This window comes from Streptosporangium carneum (genome assembly GCF_027922005.1).
Classification (GTDB): Bacteria; Actinomycetota; Actinomycetes; order Streptosporangiales; family Streptosporangiaceae; genus Streptosporangium; species Streptosporangium carneum.
Genome location: NZ_BSEV01000017.1, coordinates 157,251 through 176,691 on the forward strand (window position 1 = coordinate 157,251; position 19,441 = coordinate 176,691).

At 71.4% G+C, this 19,441-nt stretch carries 20 protein-coding genes; 13 read left to right on the plus strand and 7 right to left on the minus strand.

Annotation, left to right across the window (positions count from 1 at the left end):
- Window positions 1-38 precede the first annotated feature (38 nt).
- The 5 genes from PKF00_RS29695 to PKF00_RS29715 all read left to right on the plus strand — a co-directional run bounded on the left by PKF00_RS29695 (window position 39) and on the right by PKF00_RS29715 (window position 4,713).
- On the plus strand, window positions 39-362 hold the full coding sequence (locus PKF00_RS29695) for a YciI family protein (RefSeq protein WP_271220967.1): 324 nt from the start codon (window positions 39-41) through the stop codon (window positions 360-362).
- Entirely contained in the window at window positions 359-1,594 is a 1,236-nt protein-coding gene (locus tag PKF00_RS29700) for an RNA polymerase sigma factor (protein WP_271220968.1), read from the plus strand. The genes PKF00_RS29695 and PKF00_RS29700 overlap by 4 nt, the downstream gene beginning before the upstream one ends.
- 298 nt (window positions 1,595-1,892) lie before the next feature.
- Entirely contained in the window at window positions 1,893-2,828 is a 936-nt protein-coding gene (locus PKF00_RS29705; RefSeq protein WP_271220969.1) for a class I SAM-dependent methyltransferase, read from the plus strand.
- A 46-nt stretch (window positions 2,829-2,874) separates the two neighbouring features.
- Window positions 2,875-3,231, plus strand: coding sequence for a Tn3 family transposase (locus PKF00_RS29710; protein WP_271221011.1), 357 nt, complete (start codon window positions 2,875-2,877; stop codon window positions 3,229-3,231).
- A gap of 732 nt (window positions 3,232-3,963) precedes the next feature.
- On the plus strand, window positions 3,964-4,713 hold the full coding sequence (locus tag PKF00_RS29715) for an SDR family NAD(P)-dependent oxidoreductase (RefSeq protein WP_271220970.1): 750 nt from the start codon (window positions 3,964-3,966) through the stop codon (window positions 4,711-4,713).
- A gap of 33 nt (window positions 4,714-4,746) precedes the next feature.
- Here PKF00_RS29715 and PKF00_RS29720 read toward each other — a convergent pair whose 3' ends face one another.
- Complete coding sequence (locus PKF00_RS29720; protein WP_271220971.1) at window positions 4,747-5,766, minus strand: helix-turn-helix domain-containing protein; 1,020 nt, start codon at window positions 5,764-5,766, stop codon at window positions 4,747-4,749.
- Between the two features lie 18 nt (window positions 5,767-5,784).
- The gene (soxR, locus tag PKF00_RS29725; RefSeq protein ID WP_271220972.1) at window positions 5,785-6,240 is read right to left on the minus strand and encodes a redox-sensitive transcriptional activator SoxR; all 456 of its coding nucleotides are present in this window, start codon (window positions 6,238-6,240) and stop codon (window positions 5,785-5,787) included.
- 222 nt (window positions 6,241-6,462) lie between these two features.
- On the opposite strand from soxR, the gene PKF00_RS29730 reads away from it, so the two are divergent.
- Window positions 6,463-7,197, plus strand: coding sequence for a Clp protease N-terminal domain-containing protein (locus PKF00_RS29730; protein WP_271220973.1), 735 nt, complete (start codon window positions 6,463-6,465; stop codon window positions 7,195-7,197).
- Window positions 7,198-7,234: 37 nt separating this feature from the next.
- Here the strand turns inward: PKF00_RS29730 and PKF00_RS29735 are convergent, their stop codons facing one another.
- Window positions 7,235-7,822, minus strand: coding sequence for a TetR/AcrR family transcriptional regulator (locus tag PKF00_RS29735; protein WP_271220974.1), 588 nt, complete (start codon window positions 7,820-7,822; stop codon window positions 7,235-7,237).
- A gap of 194 nt (window positions 7,823-8,016) precedes the next feature.
- Here PKF00_RS29735 and PKF00_RS29740 point away from each other — a divergent pair, with 194 nt between their 5' ends.
- Together PKF00_RS29740 and PKF00_RS29745 are read left to right on the plus strand one after the other, a co-directional pair.
- Window positions 8,017-8,619 carry a TetR/AcrR family transcriptional regulator gene (locus PKF00_RS29740; protein WP_271220975.1) on the plus strand — a complete coding sequence of 201 codons (603 nt, stop codon included), beginning with the start codon at window positions 8,017-8,019 and terminating at the stop codon, window positions 8,617-8,619.
- Window positions 8,619-9,779 (plus strand): serine hydrolase domain-containing protein, encoded by a 1,161-nt coding sequence (locus PKF00_RS29745; RefSeq protein ID WP_271220976.1) that lies wholly within the window; start codon window positions 8,619-8,621, stop codon window positions 9,777-9,779. Before PKF00_RS29740 ends, PKF00_RS29745 begins: the two co-directional genes overlap by 1 nt.
- 193 nt (window positions 9,780-9,972) lie before the next feature.
- Here PKF00_RS29745 and PKF00_RS29750 read toward each other — a convergent pair whose 3' ends face one another.
- Window positions 9,973-10,851: a LysR family transcriptional regulator gene (locus PKF00_RS29750; RefSeq protein WP_271220977.1), complete on the minus strand. Its 879-nt coding sequence runs from the start codon at window positions 10,849-10,851 to the stop codon at window positions 9,973-9,975.
- Window positions 10,852-10,946: 95 nt separating this feature from the next.
- On the opposite strand from PKF00_RS29750, the gene PKF00_RS29755 reads away from it, so the two are divergent.
- Window positions 10,947-12,317 (plus strand): MFS transporter, encoded by a 1,371-nt coding sequence (locus PKF00_RS29755; protein ID WP_271220978.1) that lies wholly within the window; start codon window positions 10,947-10,949, stop codon window positions 12,315-12,317.
- A gap of 154 nt (window positions 12,318-12,471) precedes the next feature.
- Window positions 12,472-13,311, plus strand: a complete 840-nt coding sequence (locus PKF00_RS29760) for a pentapeptide repeat-containing protein (protein WP_271220979.1) — start codon at window positions 12,472-12,474, stop codon at window positions 13,309-13,311.
- Window positions 13,312-13,736: 425 nt separating this feature from the next.
- Here PKF00_RS29760 and PKF00_RS29765 read toward each other — a convergent pair whose 3' ends face one another.
- A complete protein-coding gene (locus PKF00_RS29765; RefSeq protein WP_271220980.1) occupies window positions 13,737-14,261 on the minus strand; it encodes a phosphoheptose isomerase family protein in 525 nt (174 codons plus the stop codon).
- 318 nt (window positions 14,262-14,579) lie between these two features.
- Here PKF00_RS29765 and PKF00_RS29770 point away from each other — a divergent pair, with 318 nt between their 5' ends.
- Together PKF00_RS29770 and PKF00_RS29775 are read left to right on the plus strand one after the other, a co-directional pair.
- Window positions 14,580-15,224 carry a TetR/AcrR family transcriptional regulator gene (locus PKF00_RS29770; protein WP_271220981.1) on the plus strand — a complete coding sequence of 215 codons (645 nt, stop codon included), beginning with the start codon at window positions 14,580-14,582 and terminating at the stop codon, window positions 15,222-15,224.
- A gap of 125 nt (window positions 15,225-15,349) precedes the next feature.
- Entirely contained in the window at window positions 15,350-16,156 is an 807-nt protein-coding gene (locus PKF00_RS29775; RefSeq protein ID WP_271221012.1) for a TetR/AcrR family transcriptional regulator C-terminal domain-containing protein, read from the plus strand.
- 52 nt (window positions 16,157-16,208) lie between these two features.
- Here PKF00_RS29775 and PKF00_RS29780 read toward each other — a convergent pair whose 3' ends face one another.
- Complete coding sequence (locus PKF00_RS29780; RefSeq protein WP_271220982.1) at window positions 16,209-16,706, minus strand: winged helix-turn-helix transcriptional regulator; 498 nt, start codon at window positions 16,704-16,706, stop codon at window positions 16,209-16,211.
- A 102-nt stretch (window positions 16,707-16,808) separates the two neighbouring features.
- On the opposite strand from PKF00_RS29780, the gene PKF00_RS29785 reads away from it, so the two are divergent.
- Window positions 16,809-17,450, plus strand: a complete 642-nt coding sequence (locus tag PKF00_RS29785; RefSeq protein ID WP_271220983.1) for a dihydrofolate reductase family protein — start codon at window positions 16,809-16,811, stop codon at window positions 17,448-17,450.
- A 234-nt stretch (window positions 17,451-17,684) separates the two neighbouring features.
- Here the strand turns inward: PKF00_RS29785 and abc-f are convergent, their stop codons facing one another.
- Window positions 17,685-19,322: a ribosomal protection-like ABC-F family protein gene (abc-f, locus tag PKF00_RS29790; RefSeq protein WP_271220984.1), complete on the minus strand. Its 1,638-nt coding sequence runs from the start codon at window positions 19,320-19,322 to the stop codon at window positions 17,685-17,687.
- Between the last annotated feature and the right edge of the window lie 119 nt (window positions 19,323-19,441).

Below are 19,441 nucleotides of genomic sequence, written 5' to 3' on the forward strand. Positions count from 1 at the left end.
AACCACGCTGACTTGACACCACAGGAGATGATCTTCGGATGCGGTACCTGGTTTCCGTGATCAATGACAAGAGCGATCCCGGCAGCACGGACAGGCGGCCTGCCATCAGCGCGTTCAACGAACGACTGATCGCCGAGGGCTACTGGGTTTTCGCGGGCGGACTCGCCGGCACCGACGCGGCCACGGTCATCGACAACCGGGGCGAGCAGGCGGTGTTCAGCGACGGGCCTTTCGTGGAGTCGAAGGAGTACCTCGCCGGCGTCTGGGTGTGGGAGGCCCCCGATCTGGATGTGGCGCTCAAGCTCGCCGCCGAGGCGTCGAAGGTCTGCGATCGGAAGATCGAGGTGCGACCGTTCCAGTGAGCGACGTCGAGGAGGCGATCACTCGGGCCCACCACGACGAGTGGGCGCGAGTGGTGGCCGCCCTGACCAGGCGCTTCGGTGATCTCGGCATCGCCGAGGAGGCAGCGGCCGAGGCGTTCACGACCGCCGTCGAGCGGTGGCGGGCCGACGGCCTGCCCCCCAACCCGGGCGCGTGGCTGACCACCACCGCCAACCGCAAGGCCATCGACCGGATCCGGCGCGAGAACAGGCGCGACGACAAGCACAAGGAGGCTCAGATGCTGCACGACAACACCCCGTCCGAGCCGCTGGGCGCCATCGACGACGACCGGCTCCGGCTGATCTTCACCTGCTGTCACCCGGCGCTGGCGGTGGAAGCGCGCGTGGCGTTGACGCTGCGCATGGTCGGCGGGTTGACCGTGCCCGAGATCGCCCGTGCCTTCCTGGTGCAGGGGACCACCATGGAGCAGCGCATCACCCGCGCGAAGGCCAAGATCAAGGCGGCTCGCATCCCCTACCGGATGCCGTCCGCCGACGATCTGCCGGCTCGTGTCTCCGGCGTCCTGGCCGTCCTGTTCCTCATCTTCAACGAGGGCTACCTGGCCAGCGGCCCCGACACCGATTCCGTACGACACGACCTGACCACCGAGGCGATCCGGCTCACCCGCCTGATCCGCGCGCTCCTGCCGCAGGACGGAGAAGTGGCCGGCCTGCTGGCGCTGATGCTGCTCATCGAGGCCCGCCGCCCCGCCCGGGTCTCGGCCGGCGGCGAACTGGTCCCCCTGGCCGAGCAGGACCGCGGCGCGTGGGACGCGGAACTGATCGCCGAAGGTCATCGGCTGGTACGCGAGCGCCTGGCCGCTGCCGCTGCCGGGGTGGCTCCGGGTCGCTATCAGATCCTCGCCGCGATCAACGCGGTGCACACCTCCGCCCGCGACATCCGCGACACCGACTGGTCGCAGGTCCTCGCCCTCTACGACCGGCTCGTCCGCCTCGACCCCTCGCCGATCATCGCCCTCAACCGGGCCATCGCCGTGGCCGAGCTCGACGGGCCGGAGGTGGCACTGGCCATCGTTGACCGCCTCGCCGAGGCGTTGGCCGGCTATCACGCCTACCACGCCACCCGCGCCGACCTGCTGCGCCGGCTGGGCCAAAGTCAGCGGTCACGCGCGGCCTACGACCGGGCCATCGAGCTGGCCGGCAACACCGGCGAGACCGCCTACCTCACCCGTCGCCGCGCCCAACTGCAGTAGCGCCCGCGTTTGAAGAGCGCACCTGACACAGCGATGAAAGGCGACGCGGAACGCTGCACTGTTGACATGTTCAGACGCCACCCCTTCTCGCCGAGCAACGGCGCAGGATTCCGCGCTCGGATCCGTCCTTGCGGTAGGTGTCGTGCGTCGAGCCGCCCTGCCGCAACAGACCTTCGGTCCGGGTCGCACTCGCGTTGACCACGGTCCCGTTCGCGTTCCCGCTTGCTCCGAGCCACACGACCACATCGGCCAGGCTCCTGCTCGCAGGTGGTCACGTGCCGCGCCAGGGCGCGCCACGGTGAAGACGAAGCGGGAGCCGGATGTCCCGGCCGGCTTCGCTTCCTGGGCAGAAGTGATGCGTGTGCAGGAGGCGATGAACGCGTCCGCCGAAGGGCTGGCGGTCACCGCCTACCGACACAAGATCAAAAAGCATACCGAGACCCTCGCGCCTAAGCTTCGGATCGTGATCACACCGGGAACGCCACGGGGACAGGGCTCCTGCCGAGGAAGCGCCTTCTACGACACCCCACATGTCATCGAACGCTACCTGGACCATCGCCACAGCGGCGTGAGCAGTCCGAATCATGTGATGGAGGAGCCGACGTTCCTGGAAGAGCTGGGAACGGTCCGGGACCTGCGTGTGCTGGACCTCGGGTGCGGAGACGCGACCCTCGGCCGGGCCCTGCTCGCGGCGGGTTGCCGCAGCTATCTGGGCATCGACGGCTCGGCGGAGATGGTCCGAGCGGCCGCGGTCAACCTCGCGGGCTCCTCAGGCCGGGTGGAAAAGATGGACATCGAGGAGTTCGCGGCCCCGTCGGGCACCTTCGACCTGATCGTCTCCCGGCTGGCGCTGCACTACGTCGATGACCTCACCCCTGTTCTGTCGGCCTGCTGGCGTTCTCTGTCTCCGGGCGGGCGACTGCTTATCACGGTCGTTCACCCCGTCATCACCTCCCACGAAGCTCACCAGAGCACGAGAGAGGCACGCACCGACTGGGTCGTCGACGACTACTTCCACACCGGAGCACGCCGGCGCGACTGGCTGGGCAGCACCGTCACCTGGTATCACCGAACCATCGAGGACTACGTCACCGCCCTGACACGCGCGCACTTCGCCATCACCTCACTGCGCGAGTGCGCCCCTCGTCACGATCGTTTCGACGGCGACGTGGCAGAACTCGCACGTCGCCGACGCGTTCCTCTGTTCCTCCTCCTGGCCGGCTCACGAGTATGAACCTTCTCATGAGCGAAAATGGATGAGATGAGGTGGTCTTCACGGGCTGGCCAAGAAGTTCGGCGGCGGCACCATGTCGTCCTCGGACGGGCAGCGCTTCCCCGTCCGCGGCAAGAGCTTGACGGCCCGGGACATGAACATCCACGGCGGTCGGGTCCTGTCGACCTGCACTCATGTGTCCGATCAGTGGTCGACGTACGGCACGAAGCAGATCGTGCCGACCGCCCGCGAGGGCCGCTACACCCTGGACGAGATGCTCGGCGACGCTGAAGTGCCGCTGCAGCTCATCATGGCCAAGACTCGGCACAAGAACCCGCGCACCGCGATGCGCTGCATCAAGCCCGGCAGCGAGGCCGTCGCCGAGATCACCAGCATCCTCGGCCCACCCCGCCGGACCCACTGACCACAACCAAGATCAACGCCGTGTGGGGCTCACACCTGATGCTCGCAGAGGCGTTCGCCGATCGCTACCGCGACCCCGGTTGGCGGCGGCGGTCGTTCTGGCTGTTGCCTGCCCTGGCACTGATCGCGGGGAGCGCGGGAGCCGCGGCCGTCCGACGGCTCCAACCTGCGCGTCCGCTCCTCGGGCATCGTGCACGAGGTCGCGATGACGAAGTGGTGCGCCGGCGAACGGATGCCGGCATCCGAACACCTTCGCTGTCGCCTGGTCGACGACCCGCCCCAGGAGAGCAGGCCCGGGTTCGCCTGTGCGCAGGTCCCGGATTCCGACCATGCCGTCGTCCTCGTCCGTGATCACTACGAGGCTGCCGTTCAGAGAGGCGACGGCGAAGACGCCGATGTCGCAGGAGCCCGTCAGGAACCTGTCGAGGCTGAGCGAACGCAGGCCCCATACCCATATCTGCGGACTGTCGTCAGGTAGGGACATGGTCAGAGCGAGAGGACACGAAGCCGGTCCCCGTCCGCAGGTCCCACACGCGACTCGGCTGGGACCACCGGTGTGGGACCACCGGTGATGGCCGCCGGTCGCCCGTCGACCACGGCGACCGGTGAACGGGAGGAGCCGGGCCGCCCGCGGCCGCCGCTGGCACAATCGCACCGGGCCGGTCTGACCGCCCGTCATGTCGCGGGCGCCCGGCGGCCGCACGGACCGTGAAGCGACAGCGAGGGAGAGCGTGTGAGCAGGTACGAAGGTCGGCGCGTCGTCGTGACGGGGGCCGGCTCGGGCATCGGCAGGGCGACGACGGTCCGGCTGGTCCGGGAGGGGGCGACCGTGTTCGCCGTCGACCGCGACGACGCGGGACTTCGGGAGACCGCCGGGCTGGTGGAGGACCCCGCACGGATGCTCTCGCACCAGGCCGACCTGTCGGCCGAGGACGAGGCGGTCGCGGCGGCGACCGCGGCGGCCGAGCGGCTGGGGCGGGTCGACGTGCTCGTCAACGTGGCCGGGATCCTGCGCACGACGCCGGTCACCTCCCTGGACCTGGAGGACTACCGGCTGATCTTCGCGGTCAACCTGCACGCTCCCGCGCTGCTCTGCCGTGAGCTGCTGCCCCACCTGCCGGACGACACCGGCGTGATCGTGAACGTCACCTCCACGGCGGCGACCAAGGCCCATCCGGGGATGACCGGGTACGCCGCCTCCAAGGGCGCCCTGCTGTCGTTCTCGATCAGCCTCGCCGCCGAGCTGGCCCCGCGGCGGATCCGGGTCGTGCCGGTGTCACCGGGCGGGGTGGCCACGCCGTTGACCGCCGACAAGCGGACCTACGCCGGCATCGACCTCTCCTGGTACGCACGGACCTACCCGCTGTGGGGGCGGCCTGGTCGGCCCGAGGACGTGGCGGCCGCCATCGCGTTCGCCGCCTCGGACGACGGCGCCTACCTCAACGGCGTCGAGCTGCGCGTCGACGGAGGCTCCCACAGCTGACCGCGGGCGGACGGCGTGAACAGGGGTGAAGGCTCATGGAGCCGGAGGAGGCGTGCCCGGTGTGGCGCCCGCCGTCGTCCCGCCCACCGGCCCGAAGCGGCGGCGGTAGGCCGAGGGGGTGAGCCCTGTCGTGCGCCGCATCTGAACCCGCAGGTTCGAGGCCGTCCCCAGGCCGCTGGCCCGCGCCACCGCGTCGAGCCGAAGCTCGCCGCGTTCGATGATCCTGCAGGCCAGCGCCACTCGCTCGGCGGTCAGCCAGGCCAGCGGGGTGGTGCCGAGCTCGGCCTGGAAATGCCGGTGCAGGGTGGCCTGGCTGATCCCTGCCCGGGCCGCCAGATCCGCCACGGTCAGTGACCGGTTCAGGTTCCGCTGGGCCCAGGCGAGCACGGGCGCGAGCGAGGTGTCGGGCACGGCGGGCAGCGGACGCTCGACGAACTGGCGCTGGCCGCCGTCGCGGTGCGCGGCGAACACCAGGCGGCGGCTGACGGAGTTGGCCACCTCCGCGCCGTGGTCGCGACGGATCAGGTGCAGGCCCAGATCCAGCGCGGCCGCGCTGCCCGCCGCGGTGAGGACGTCCCCGTCGTCGACGAACAGGACATCCGGCCGCAGCAGGACAGCGGGGTGACGGGCGGCGAACAGCGCGGCCCAGCGCCAGTGCGTGGCGGCCGGGCGGCCGTCAAGGACGCCGGCCGCCGCCAGCGTGAACGCGCCGGTGCAGAAGCTCACCAGCCGGGCTCCACGCCCGGCCGCCCGCCGTACGGCCTCCAGGACGGCCGGCGCGGGTTCCGTCTCCGGGTCGGGGCGGTTGGGCACGATCACCGTGTCGGCGTCGTCCGCCGCCTCCAGCCCGGCTGTGCCGGTCAGCGTGAACATGCCGCCGTGCATCCGCACGCCGGGCCGCGGGGCGCAGACCGTGAAGTCGTACCACGCGCGGTCCAGCTCCGGGCGGCGCAGGCCGAACAGTTCGGTGGCCACCCCCAGCTCGAACGGGTTGGAGCCCTCATCGGCGATCACCACGACCCGATGAGCCTTATATGAGGATCCTTGCGACATGCGTAATTTCTATTGGCTTCACGGCTCCAGCAGGCGGCGGGGGCCCGGGCCGTGTTCGGCGAGTCTGTCGCCCGGGTTGACCAGCAGGCACTGCTCGAACGACAGGCATCCGCAGCCGATGCACTCGGTGAACCGGTCGCGCATCCGCTCCATCTTCTCGATGCGCGCGTTGATCTCCTCACCCCAGCACGCCGACGCCCTGAGCCAGAACTCCCGGGTGGGCGGAGCGTCCTTCGGCAGAAAGCCCAGCACGTTCCCGATCGCCGACAGCGGCATGCCGACGCTCTGCGAGGCGCGGATGAAGGCCACCCGGCGCAGCGTGCTGCGGTGATAGCGGCGCTGGTTGCCCGCGGTGCGGCGGCTGACGATGAGCCCCTGCCGCTCGTAGAAGCGCAGCGCGGAGGCGGGCACGCCGCTGCGCTCGGACAGCTCACCGATCGTGAGCTCCTTGGCGATCGCTTCGGACTCCGGCATGCGGCCAACCCTAGCCTGCCCCGAATCCCGGCACCGCGCGAGCGCGAGGGCCACGTCAGCTCAGGGACCGCCGCGCCTCGAAGCCGGGTCCGAAGCCGCCGCTGAGTCATGACGCGCTCCAACCGCACGTCCACCAGGCCGATCCCGGTGACAGGCGACACCGGAACCCTCACCCGTCAACCCGGGGTTGACGATATGGGATCGTCAACCTACGGTTGACGCATGACGAACCCGATCCGTCTCGACGACCTGATCGAGGCCATCAAGAAAGCTCACTCCGGCGTGCTCGAGCAGCTTTCCGACGCCGTCGTCGCCGCCGACCACCTCGGCGAGGTGGCCGATCACCTGATCGGCCACTTCGTCGACCAGGCAAGGCGCTCCGGCGCGTCCTGGACGGACATCGGCAGAAGCATGGGGGTGAGCAAGCAGGCCGCCCAGAAGCGCTTCGTTCCCAAGGACCCGGGTGAGGCGTCGGGTCTCGACCTCAGCCAGGGGTTCGCCCGGTTCACCGACCGGGCGAGGAGCGTCGTGCTGGCCGCGCACAACGAGGCCCACGCGGCGGGCAGCGGCGAGATCGGCCTCGAGCACCTGGTGCTGGGACTCCTGGCCGAGCCCGAGGCGCTCGCCGCGACGTCGATCGTCGACCAGGGTGTGGAGCTGGAAGCCGTCCGGCAGGCCGCGACCGCGGCGCTGCCGCCCGCGGCCGGCCAGACGTCCTCCCCCGTCCCCTACGGCCCGCAGGCCAGAAAGGCCCTGGAGCTCACCTTCAGGGAGGCCCTGCGACTGGGCCACAACTACATCGGAACCGAGCACATCCTGCTCGCGCTGCTCGAGCTGGAAGACGGCGCGGGCGTGCTCAGCGGCCTCGGCGTCGACAAGGCGACCGCCGAGACCGGCATCGCCGAGGCGGTGGCCGCCATCCTCGCCTCCCGCGAAGCCCCCCGCGGACAAAGGTGACCTCGGAGCCGGCAGGCGTCCGGCTTCCCGCAGGCCGTCAGTCCTGTGGGCGCGCGGCCGCGGACGGCCAGTTCCGCAACGTGCCGTCGAGGGCGTCGATGATCCGCTCCCAGGACGCCCGCACGTCGCGCGGGTGCGCGAACCCGCCCGCGGCCTCGAGCCCGGCGAAGCCGTGGAAGGTGCTGCGCAGCAGACGCACCGCGTCGGTCAGGTCCGGCTCGGCCAGGCCGTAGGCGTGGAGCATCGCGTAGGTGGTCTCGACGGTGCGCCGGTAGGCGACGGACGCGGTGGCGACGGCGGGGTCGAGCTGCATCTGGGTGGCGGCGTAGCGGCCCGGGTGCTCGAGGGCGAACTCCCGGTAGGCGTGGGCGAAGGCGGCCAGGGCCTCCCGCCCCGCCCGGCCCGCCACCGCCAGCGCGATGCGGTCGATCATCTCGCCGGCCGCCAGCAGCGCGACCCGGGAGCGCAGGTCATGGAGGCTCCTGACATGGGAGTACAGGCTCGCGTCCTTGACCCCGAAGCTCCGCGCCAGCGCGGAGACCGTGACATTGTCGAAGCCGACCTCGTCGGCCAGGTCCGCGGCCGCTTTCGTCACCCGGTCGGCTGTCAGACCGGCGCGGGCCATGCGCCACCTCCACCACGAACACAAACTGCGACACCTAGGCTCACGCCTAGCATACGCAGGTTCTCCGCGGCGGCGTGCCCGCGCACCGCGTGGACGTCCGCGTCCGGTGCGCGAGGACGACGGAGGCCAAAGATCGAACCGATCGGTACGGCGATGACTGGCGCAACATCGAACCGATCGTTACCATCTTTCGCATGCCTGTGGCCAAAGGAACCTCGCTGGACCCCGATCGCACCCGCGAGACCATCCTCGCGTCGGCGACCGAGGTCCTCTACCGGCGCGGACTCGACGGCGCCGGCGTCACGGAACTGTGCCGCGCCGCCGGAGCGTCGAAGGAGACGCTCTACCGCCACTTCGGGTCCAAGGACGGCCTCATCGGCACGGTCCTCGACATCCGAAGCGACCAGACCGTGCGCTGGCTGACCGACGCCGTCGACGCGGCGGGGCCGGACCCGGCCGCCCAGCTCACCGCCCTGTTCGACACGCTCGGCGACTGGTACGCCGAGCCGGGATTCCGAGGCTGCGCGATCGTCAACGCGGCGACCCAGCGGCACGACGACCCCGCCCGCACCGTGGTCTCCCGCCACCTCGGCCGCTACCTGGAGCTGCTGACCGGCATCGCCGAACGCGCCGGCGCCGCCGATCCCGCCCGGCTCGGCCGCCAGCTGCTGATCCTGCTCGAAGGCGCCACCGTCGTCGCCGACCACCACGACCCGGACGGCACCGCCGCCCAGGACGCCAAGCAGGCGGCCCTCGCCCTGCTGGCGCGCATCCCCCAGAAAGCGAGCACCACCTGATGGACGTCAACGGCTTCACAGCCCCCGGTTTCGAGGCGGTCGCGGAGGCCTTCGCCCGCAACTTCACCGAATTCCAGGAGGTGGGCGCGGCATTCGCCGCATACCGCGACGCCGAACTCGTGGTCGACCTGTGGGGCGGTGTCGCCGACCCGCAGACCGGCCGCCCCTGGCAGGCCGACACCCTGCAGTTGCTGTTCTCCGGAACCAAGGGACTGACCGCCGCCTGCGTGCTCCTGCTGGCCGAACGCGGGCAGCTCGACCTCGACGCGCCCGCCGCCCGCTACTGGCCGGAGTTCGCCGCGGCGGGCAAGGGCGCGATCACGGTCGCCGAGATCATGTCGCACCAGGCCAGGCTCCCCGGAGTCCGCGAGCCGTTCAGCGCCGAGGACATGCTCGACCCGCGCCTCATGGCCAAGCTGCTCGCCGAACAGGAGCCCCTGACCGATCCACGAGCCGGGTTCACCTACCACGCCCTGACGTACGGCTGGCTGGCCGGCGAGCTGGTGCACCGCGTCGACGGGCGCACCCTCGGCGCCTTCTTCGCCGACGAGTTCGCCCGGCCGCTGGAACTGGAGGTCTGGCTCGGGGTTCCCGACGACCTGCACCCCAGGGTCTCCACGATGGTCGCCGGTCCCGGCTTCCTGACCGATCCGGACCAGCCGCCCAGCGGCGACCCGCTGCGCGACCTGACCCGCAGCCCGCTGACGACCGCCGACGCGCCGGCCCTGTGGAACAGCGCGGGGTTCCGCCGCGCCGAGATCGCCGGGGTCAACGCCCACGGCACGGCCCGGTCGATGGCCCGCTTCTACGCCTGTCTCGCGCGAGGCGGCGAACTGGACGGGGTCCGCGTGCTCAAGGAGTCCACCCTCGAGCTCGGCCGCAGGGAACGACGGCGCGGCGTCGAGCCGCTGTGGGACGGCCCGATCGCCTTCGCGACCGGCTTCGAGCTGCAGACCGAGCAGGAGATCTTCGGTCCCGTGCCGGACGCGTTCGGCCACGCGGGCGCGGGCGGCTCCCGGCACGGGGCCTGGCCCGCCGACCGGGTGGGCCTGTCCTACGCGATGAACCAGGCCCGCACCGCCCCGGACCCGCGGCCCGCCTGCCTCCTGACCGCCCTCCACACCGCCCTGCGCGCACTGGAGCCCTCCCCCGGCGCGTAGGAGCGGCACGGTGGGCGCGAGCCGGACGCGAACCAGCCGCACTGGTGTACGACGCCGCGGACGCCCAGGACCGCCCCGACCCGCCACCCCGCCCGCCGCTCCGAACCCCCGGAACGGCGGGCGCCCTTCACCGCCACCGCCCGCACCGGCGGTCGGCCCACGGACGTCCACAAGACATCCGGACGGCGACCGGTCACGCGCTGGCCGCGTACAGGACCTCACGCAACCCGGGCAGGTCCTCACGGTCGGCGCGCCAGACCAGCCGCATGCTCAGATCCGGTACGGCGAAGTCGAGTCTGACGAGCGCGCCAGAGCCCAACGCGGCCGACACCGCGAACTCGGGCAGCAACGAGACGCCCACGCCCTGCTCGGCCCAGGCCCGCATCACCGCGACCCCACCCACCTGGACCTGGACGGGGCCGGGCCCCAGAAGCCTGTCCGCGGCCATCCGGAAGGAACAACCGGGCACGTTGACCAGCAACCGCTCGTGAACCAGGTCCTCGGCCCCCAGCGACAGGCGCCCCCGCAGCCGATGCCCCGGCGCAGCGACCAGCACCAACGGCACCGGATCGACGTCGACAAAGGTCAACGGCGTGGCGGGCACCGGAAAACCCAGACCTCCGAGGGCGTCACCGGCATCCAGCAGCAGCACCGCCTCCAACCGCCCGGCGATCACGTCCGCCAGCAACTCGTCACGGCTGGTCGCGGCCAGAACCTCGACGCCGACGTCCGGGCGACGCTCGGCGAGCCTGGCCAGGATCCGGGGCACACGAGTCGCGACGATGGTCTCCAACGCCCCCAGCCGCAACACCCTCAACCGGCCCGCCACCTCCAGACGCGCCTGTTCGGCCTGATCCAGCAGACGACGAGCCCAGCCCCGCATCCGCTCACCGGCCCCGGTCAGCCGCATCCCCTTGCTCGTCCGATCGAACAGCGCCACCCCCAGCGACGCCTCCAGCAGGCGGATCTGCTCGGAAACCGTGGAAGGCGCCAGATCGAGCGCATTGGCCGCCTCGGTCACGGTGCCGTGCCGCACCACCGCCTCGAAGGTCCGCAACTGCCGTAGCTCCATGCCCCCTCCAACCCGCCGTCGGCATTCGGAAATTCCGAACGCCGCCTACGAGCACACCGGTGGAACCAGAACGGCCGACAGCGCAGAGTGCGGCCATGACGATCTCCCGATTCTCCGGCGACCGGACCCGGACGGCACGGCCCGCCACCCGCCAACGCGCCCTGCTGGGCATCTCACTCGGATATTTCATGGTTCTGCTGGACATGACCGTGCTGTCAGTCGCCGAACCGGACCTCGCCGCGTCACTGCACACCTCGGTCGCCGGCCTGCAGTGGGCCACCAACGCCTACACGGTGACGTTCGGCGCGCTGCTGCTGTCCGGCGGAGCGGTCGCCGACCGCCACGGCGCGCACCGGGTCTTCCGCGCCGGAGTCGCGGTGTTCGGACTGGGATCGCTGCTGTGCGCCTTCGCGCCGACCGTCGCGGCCCTGATCGGAGTGCGGGCGCTCCTCGGCGCCGCCGCGGCGGCATGCGTGCCCGCGTCGATGGCCATGATCACCAAACTCTGTCCGGACCCCGCGGAACGCGGCCGCGCGGTGGCGGCATGGGCTGCGATCAGCGGGGCGGCGGTGGCGGCGGGCCCGATCATCGGCGGCGCCCTGATCGGCCTGGCGGGCTGGCGGGCGATCTTCCTGATCAACGTCCCGATCGCGGCGCTGGCACTGACGCTGACGGCCGGACCCGCGGTCAGCTGCCCACGCGGCGCCCGGCGAATCGGCTGGGCCGCCCAACTGGCGCTGTGCGCGGTACTGGCGACGTCGACCGACGCGCTGATCGCCGCCGGCTCACGCTCCTGGGGCCACGCCGCGGGAGCGACGGCCGCCACAGCGCTGGCGGCGGCGGCGTTCGCACTGCTGGAGCGGCGCAGCCCGGCTCCGGTCCTGGCCGGCCTGCCACTGCGAGCCGCAGGAGTGCGGGCCGCGCTGGCGACCGGCGCGGCGGTGAACTTCACACTGACCGGCGGACTGTTCGTCCTGCCGATCCTGCTGCGCCAGGATCACCGGCTCGGCCCGGCCGCCACCGGCCTGGCCCTCTTGCCGCTGACCCTGCCGTTCGCCCTGAACCCCCCGGTGACCGGCAGGATCATGGCCCGCTTCGGCGCCCGCCCGCCCATCCTCGCGGGAACGGCGCTGCTGGTCGCGGGCGGCGTGACACTCGGCTACGTCACCCGGTCCGCCGCCGGGTACGGCTGGCTGGCCCTCGGCCTGCTGCTGACCGGGTTCGGAGTGTCGCTGGCGCTGCCCGCCCTGGTCACGGCGGTCATCACCGCCGCCCCCCAGGGCACCGCCGGAGCCGCGGGCGGCCTGCTCAACTCCGTACGCCAGAGCGGCGCCATCCTTGGCGTCGCCGTGATGGGCGGCTGCGTCAGCCTGAACGGCACAGCCGGAGCGGCGTACGCGTTCGCGCTGTCGGCGACGGTGTGCGCCGCGGCCGGAATCTGGTTCGCACACGACAGGACACGCTGAGCATCCTGAACGCCTCCGGGCCGCGCGGCCCGAAACCCCCGTCGACCACGAGGGAAAACCCCGGCACGAGGTCGGCTAGGGTGCGTTGTGAGAACGCCCACTCCCACGACCACCCGTCACCGGCACGGTGACCCCGCACGGAAGACCGCACGCCTTGCCCGACGAACGCGAACACGCAGCCCCCTTCCTCACCGGAGACCGCCTCAGCCTGCAGGCCGACTGCGAGAACTGCTTCGCGCTGTGCTGTGTCGCCCCGGCCTTCTCAGCCTCCACGGACTTCGCGATCAACAAGGACGCCGGGCAGGCCTGCCCCAACCTGCGGCCCGACTTCCGCTGCGGCATCCACTCCCAGCTCAGGCAGAAGGGCTTTCGAGGCTGCACCGTCTACGACTGCTTCGGCGCCGGACAGAAAGTCTCTCAAATCACCTTCGCGGGCAAAGACTGGAGAAAAGCCCCGGAGACCGCGAAACAAATGTTCAAGGTCTTCCCCGTCATGCGAGACCTCCACGAACTCCTCTGGTACCTCACCCAGGCACTGACCTTCCAGGCCGCCCGCCCGATCCACGACGAGCTCAAGCACGCACTCGCGGAAACCGAACGCCTCACCCACGACACCCCCGACGTCCTCGCCGAAGTGGACGTCGCGGCACAACGACGACAGGTCAACCCCCTCCTTCTGCACGCCAGCGAACTCGTGCGAGCCCAGCTGCCGCACAAGAAGAAAGACCGCAGAGGAGCCGACCTCATCGGAGCCAGGCTCAAGGGCGCCGACCTCAGAGGAGCCAACCTCAGAGGCGCCTACCTCATCGGAGCCGACCTGCGAGGCGCCGACCTGCGAATGGCCGACCTCATCGGAGCCGACCTCCGGGACGCCGACCTGCGAGGCGCCGACCTCACCGAGAGCATCTTCCTCATCCAGTCTCAGCTCGACGCCGCCAGAGGCGACGACAGGACCAGACTCCCCTCCCCGCTCACCCGGCCGGCACACTGGTGACCCCCGCCTCGGCACGACCGGTCAGGCAACGACGAGCCGCACGGACAGAGCGAGGCCGTCGCAGAACCTGACCGGCCCGAGGAACAGGGAGGCGACCACTCCGCGACGCAGACGGCCGCGGAGCCAGGAAGACGCCACCGGCTCACCGCGGGTGAATCCCCTGACAGGAAGCCCTGTTTTCGGGGACGAGTCTTCAGCCCTTTGTAAATGATCTTGAAACCAGCCAGACGCCTTTACAATGTAGATCAAAAATGGGCCTCCGAGAAGGGATCCCGACAGCGATTCGCCCCGCCCCGACACCGCCCCGGACGTCCAGCAGGACGCTCCCCACCTCTCAGGAACGGCGCCGGCGCGTTCCCGGACAGTCCTACCGGCGAATCCGCCCCTGGCCGGAGGCTTGTCCGGTCAGGAGAACTCGTTCGCGCTCACTCGAGGTTCGTGTGACGTGACCGCGAAGCCTCCGCCGGCTCCGACCGGTGTGCCCGAACTCGATTCGTGATCAGGTCGACGAGAACGAAGAGAGCGATCTCGTAGGCGCTGCCCATGGGCAGCACGGTCGTCGAGGCCTGGTCATCGGCCATGGTCTGAGCCTTGACGCGGACAACGCGATCGGCGTGGCCGGCCGCCGGGTCCCGAGGCTGGGCCGTCAGGTAAAGCAGGCGGGCGCCTGCCCGCACCGCCACACCGGCCAGGGCCTCGACTGTGGAGAGGCGGCCGGGGCCGCAGGACAGGACGACGAGGTCCCCTCTCCCCACGGCCGGGCAGGTCATCTCGCCGACGTAGTGCGCGTCGAGCCCCGCGTGGAAAAGCCGCATCACCAGGCCGCGCAGGACCAGCCCCTCCCGGCCCGGTGCGTAACATGCGATCCGACGCGCCGCGAGCAACTCCTCGACGATCACGTCAAGCTCGGCCTCGGACACGCTCCCCACCGCTGCCGCGATCTCTTCCATGGCCTGAGCGGCGTCGCGGGGAAGCCGGTTGTGAGTCGTCATCACGACCTCCTCGATCGGCGGATCCGGCCGCGGCGGTCTGTGCCCTCGAACGCGGTGGCGGCTCCTGACCCACCGGGGCCAGGTCTTGTCGGTCTTGCTCATATGGTCGCCCTTCGGCTCCGCGACGCCCCGGGCGGGGGTCGGCGCGGCGCTCCTGGCCCTGGTCGTCACGCCGTGCCCGCCGGGACACCCGGCCCCGGCTCAGGCTACCGTCGGGCAGGACCGGACGGCGGGCGCAGTGGGGCGTCCGACGACGGCGCTCGCCCAGGAGGGCGCATGACCGTGAACGCCACCGGCAGGGCGACGGGCCCGGAGACCGCCACCGGCGAGACCCAGGACGTACGGGCCACCTCCGGCGAGGCCCGGCAAACAGGCGCCGGCCTCGACACCCGCGCGGGCCGCGGCGCGATCCTGCGTGCCGCCCGGCGGGCGTTCACCCTGCGTCCCTACGCCGAGGTGACTCTGCGGGGCGTCGCCGCCGACGCGGGGGTGAGCGCCTCGCTCATCGTCAAACACTTCGGCAGCAAGGAACAGCTGTTCAACACGGTCGCCGACTTCGGCCCCGCGGCCGACGAGCTCCTCGCGGCCCCCCTCGACACGCTCGGCAGGCACATGGTGCTGACGCTGGTGCGCAGCCGTCGTGAGCAGCAGGGGGACCCGCTGCTGCGCGCCGTGTTCTCCCTGGGCAACGGCGACGAACGCTCCCTCCTGCGAGAGCGCTTCCACGAGCAGGTCACCGCGCGCCTGGCCGCGCTGCTCAGCGGAGGGGAACGCGCCCTGCGGGCCGAGCTCATCGCCGGTCAGCTCCTCGGACTGGGTGCGACCCTCAGCCTCCACCCCTCGGGCGCCGGGTCGCGGGCCACCCCCGAGCACCTGGCCGACCTCTACGCTCCCTCGATCCAGCACCTGGTCACCGGCTGACCCGCTGGAGCGCGCCCCGGCCGTGCGCGCCGATCCCGGACCCGGCCGCCACCGTGCCCCGCTGATATCTTCAGGACGTGAAGAGTCGGCTCGGCCGCGCCGGTGCACGTCATGAGGAGTCGCAGGTGGTCGTCTTCGCCGGGCAGGGCGACGCGCGCCGTTCGATGGCCCTGCTGTGGCGTACCCCGGGACCGGGAGAGGCACGCCCGGGCCCGAAGCCCGGGCTGAGCGTGGACGTGATCGTGGACGCGGCGATCGCCGTCGCCGACGCCGACGGGATGGCGGCGCTGTCCATGCGCGCGGTCGGCGAACGGCTCGGGCGCACCGGCATGGCTCTGTACACCTACGTCCCCAGCAAGAGCGAACTGGTCGACCTGATGCACGACCGGGTCCTCGGCGAGCTGCCGGTCCACTACGGGCTCGAGGAGGGCTGGCGGGCGGCCGCGACGTCGTGGGCCCGGGACGCCTGGGCGTTCTACCTGAGGCATCCGTGGGTGCTGCAGGTGTCGCAGGCGCGGCCGGTGCTGGGGCCGAACGAGTACGCCATGCTCGAGACGGTGCTGCGGATCCTGCGCGGGACCGGCCTGGAGGCCGGGGTGCTGCGACGCGTCGTCGGGACGCTGTTCCATTTCGTGCGCGGAGTGGCGCAGACGGCCGCCGAGTCACGGCAGGCCCCCGCGACGACCGGGGTCTCCGACGACGAGTGGTGGCTCGCCCGTTCGGCCCTGCTGCGCGAGGCCGTCCCCGACTTCGCCGACCGTTTCCCGACGGTGGCCTGGCTCGAGAGCGGTGCCGTCGAGGCGCCCGTGGACGAGGACGAGGCGGTGCCCTACCTGGAACGTGAGGCGAAGAAGACCTTCGAGGCCGGGCTCACCGTCCTGCTGGACGGGATCGAGGCGGCCGTGGACAGGGCCGGGCTCCCCTCCCGGTGACCCGCCCCGGGGCGCGGAGCTCCCCGAACGGGCCCGCGCCGCGAGACCCGGGTCAGGACGACTCAGCCACGGCGCGTTCGTAGGCCGCCCGCAGGAGTTCGGACGCCAGAGGGCGGTCAGGTCTCGGGCGTGGGACGCCCAGGTGCGTCTCCCGCAGTTCGTCCATCAGGTCCTCCCAGAGCGGCGGGCCCGCCTCTTCGAGCAGTCGCGCGCGGACACCCAGCTCGGGTGTCGTCGGACGGTGCCGCAGCCCCCACGAGCCGAGCGTGGCCATGATGGGGACAGTCTGGATGCCCGCCTCGGTGAGACTGTAGGTCGCCCGTCGTCCTCGTCCGGCCTGCTCCTGCGTGAGGAGCCCTCCGGCTACGAGGGCCTTGAGGCGGCTGCTGAGGATGTTCGACGCGATTCCCTCCTCGGAGTGGACAAGCAGATCACGGAAGTGCCGACGCCCTCCGAAGATCACGTCGCGCAGGACGATGAGGCTCCACCGGTCCCCGAGCGCCTCCACCGCCGCGTTGATCGCACACCCCGACCGCGGCCCCTCTCGCATGCGCGCCTCCCAGTGATTGCGTTACGCCACCGCTTAGCCTACTCTCGCTTACCCAAGTAGTTGCAAATCGCAATCACTTGGTGCGAGCCAGGAGGTCACGTCATGTCCCGGGTGAGAGTCCACAACTTCTCCGTCTCCCTCGACGGCTTCGCCACCGGTGAAGGGCAGAGCCTCGACGCGCCGTTCGGCCACGCCGGCGGACGGCTTCACGACTGGTTCCTCCGGACGCGCACCTTCCACGACGTCCAAGGAAAGACCGGCGGCGGCACCGGAGTCGACGACGCCGTGGCCCGCACCTGGAACGAGGGCGTCGGCGCGGAGATCATGGGACGCAACAAGTTCGGCCCCCACCGCGGCCCCTGGGAGGACCACGACTGGACCGGGTGGTGGGGGCCCAATCCGCCGTTCCACACGCCGGTGTTCGTCTTGACCCACCACCCCCGCCCCTCCGTGGAAATGGAGGGGGGCACCACGTTCCACTTCGTCGACGCCACGCCCCAGGAGGCGCTCCGCCAGGCACGCGAGGCGGCGGGCGACCTGGACGTGAGAATCGGCGGCGGGCCGGGCACCGTCCGCGACTTCCTGGCCGCCGATCTCGTCGACCACCTGCACGTCGCCGTCGTCCCGATCCTCCTTGGCCGCGGCGAACCGCTGTGGGACGGCCTCGAGGGGCTCGAGAAGCGCTTCCGGATCGAGTCCGTGACGACCCCCGGCGGCGTCACGCACATGACCTTCACGCGGTAGCACCCGGCAGGCCGAGCCTGCCGGGGACAGACCATGCCGTCACGGCGCGCCCCGCTCCCCCACGCCCCGCCGCCGGCCCGACCGTCTCCGCCGTCCTGCCGCCGATTCACACGTCGATCCCGGCCCGGAGGTGAACCGGCCACCCTCCTTTACAATGTAGATCTCAAGGAGGGCCGTCGCCCTGAGCCGACCCCCCGGGTCCGCGTGGAGAGCGGCGGCGGCCACGAGCGAGAGTCAGTCGCCGTCGGGGGCCCTCGTCTCCAGCAGCCTGCCCTCGGAGAGCGTCAACCAGCGATCCACCCCGATCTCCGCGAGGAACCGCTCGTCGTGGCTGACCACCACGAACGCCCCCTCGTAGGCGCCGAGCGCGGCCTCCAGCTGGCCGACGCTGACCAGGTCGAGGTTGTTGGTCGGCTCGTCCAGCAGCAGCAGCTGGGGCGCCGGTTCGGCGCACAGGACGCAGGCCAGGGTGGCGCGCAGCCGTTCGCCGCCGGACAGCACACCGACCGGCAGGTGAACACGGGCGCCCCGGAACAGGAAGCGGGCGAGCAGATTCATCCGCTGCGCCTCCGGCATCCCGGGCGCGAACGCCGCCAGGTTCTCCGCCACGGTGCGATCGAGGTCCAGCAGGTCCAACCGTTGGGACAGGTAGGCGATCCGGCCGTCGGCCCGCCTGACCTGGCCGCCTTCCGGCTCCAACTCACCGTTGACCACGCGCAGCAGGGTGGACTTGCCGACGCCGTTGGGGCCGGTCAGCGCGATCCGCTCAGGTCCCCGGATCGCCAGGTCGACGCCCTCCCCGGCGAAGAGGGCCCGCTCGCCGTGGCGGATCTGCATCCGTTCGCCGAGGAAGACCATGCGCCCGGCCGGGACGTTGGTCCCGGGCAGTTCCAGCACGATCTTCTGGTCGTCGCGCAGGGCGCGGCCCGCCTCGTCGAGCCTGGCCTTGGCATCGCTGACCCGCGCGGCGTGCGTCTCGTTCGACTTCCCCGCCGCCTCCTGGGCGCCCCGCTTCATCGTCCCGGCGAAGATCTTCGGCAGACCGGCGTTCTTGAGGTTGCGGGCGGCGTTGCTCGCCCGGCGTTCGGCTCTCTCGCGGGCCTGCTGCATCTCCCGCTTCTCCCGTTTGACCTCCTGCTCGGCGTTGCGGATGTTCTTCTCGGCGACCTCCCGCGCGGCGCGCACGGCCTCCTCGTACTGGGTGAAGTTCCCGCCGTAGGACCGGACCTCGCCCCGGTCGAGCTCGGCGATGCGGTCCATCCGGTCGAGCAGGGCCCGGTCGTGGCTGACCAGCAGCAGGCAGCCGTTCCAGTTCTCGAGCACGCCGTAGAGCTTGCGGCGCGCGTCGAGGTCGAGGTTGTTGGTCGGCTCGTCGAGCAGCAGGACGTCGGGCTGCTTCAGCAACTGTGCCGCCAGGCCGAGGGAGACGACCTGGCCGCCGCTGAGCGCGTGCAGGCGCCGGGTGAGGGGAACGTCTCCGAGGCCGAGCCGGTCCAGCTGGGCACGGGTGCGCTCCTCGATGTCCCAGTCGTTGCCGATCGTGGCGAAGTGCTCCTCGCTCGCGTCGCCGGACTCGATGGCGTCCAGCGCCCTGATCACCGGAGCGATCCCCAGGACCTCCGCCACGGTCAGGTCGCCGACGAGGGGCAGGCTCTGCGGGAGGTAGCCGAGCACGCCCTCGACGGACACGGTTCCGCGGCTGGGCCGCTGCTCCCCGGCGATCAGCTTGAGCAGGGTGCTCTTGCCCGCGCCGTTCGGTGCGACGAGGCCCGTACGGCCGCCGCCCACGGTGAAGGACAGGTCCTGGAAGACCGGGGTGTCGTCGGGCCAGGAGAAGGAAAGGTTGGAGCAGATGACGAAAGCATCGGACATGCGGGAAAACCCTCGGGTGTGACGCGGGCAGGCCGGAGAGGCGCCCGGCGGGGACATGGACTCATGGGACGACGGCATGGCCACGGCGGCGCTCCCGCGCCCGTGCCGATGGCCGATCA

Bases quoted from the DNA above. Each gene is read 5' to 3' on its own strand.
- PKF00_RS29740 (WP_271220975.1), top strand. From the start codon at position 8,017: ATGCCTGTGGCCAAAGGAACCTCGCTGGACCCCGATCGCACCCGCGAG.
- PKF00_RS29780 (WP_271220982.1), bottom strand. From the start codon at position 16,706: ATGCGAGAGGGGCCGCGGTCGGGGTGTGCGATCAACGCGGCGGTGGAG.
- PKF00_RS29785 (WP_271220983.1), top strand. From the start codon at position 16,809: ATGTCCCGGGTGAGAGTCCACAACTTCTCCGTCTCCCTCGACGGCTTC.
- PKF00_RS29765 (WP_271220980.1), bottom strand. From the start codon at position 14,261: ATGGAAGAGATCGCGGCAGCGGTGGGGAGCGTGTCCGAGGCCGAGCTT.
- PKF00_RS29735 (WP_271220974.1), bottom strand. From the start codon at position 7,822: ATGGCCCGCGCCGGTCTGACAGCCGACCGGGTGACGAAAGCGGCCGCG.
- soxR (WP_271220972.1), bottom strand. From the start codon at position 6,240: ATGCCGGAGTCCGAAGCGATCGCCAAGGAGCTCACGATCGGTGAGCTG.
- abc-f (WP_271220984.1), bottom strand. From the start codon at position 19,322: ATGTCCGATGCTTTCGTCATCTGCTCCAACCTTTCCTTCTCCTGGCCC.
- PKF00_RS29695 (WP_271220967.1), top strand. From the start codon at position 39: ATGCGGTACCTGGTTTCCGTGATCAATGACAAGAGCGATCCCGGCAGC.
- PKF00_RS29770 (WP_271220981.1), top strand. From the start codon at position 14,580: ATGACCGTGAACGCCACCGGCAGGGCGACGGGCCCGGAGACCGCCACC.
- PKF00_RS29730 (WP_271220973.1), top strand. From the start codon at position 6,463: ATGACGAACCCGATCCGTCTCGACGACCTGATCGAGGCCATCAAGAAA.
- PKF00_RS29755 (WP_271220978.1), top strand. From the start codon at position 10,947: ATGACGATCTCCCGATTCTCCGGCGACCGGACCCGGACGGCACGGCCC.
- PKF00_RS29720 (WP_271220971.1), bottom strand. From the start codon at position 5,766: ATGTCGCAAGGATCCTCATATAAGGCTCATCGGGTCGTGGTGATCGCC.
- PKF00_RS29745 (WP_271220976.1), top strand. From the start codon at position 8,619: ATGGACGTCAACGGCTTCACAGCCCCCGGTTTCGAGGCGGTCGCGGAG.
- PKF00_RS29750 (WP_271220977.1), bottom strand. From the start codon at position 10,851: ATGGAGCTACGGCAGTTGCGGACCTTCGAGGCGGTGGTGCGGCACGGC.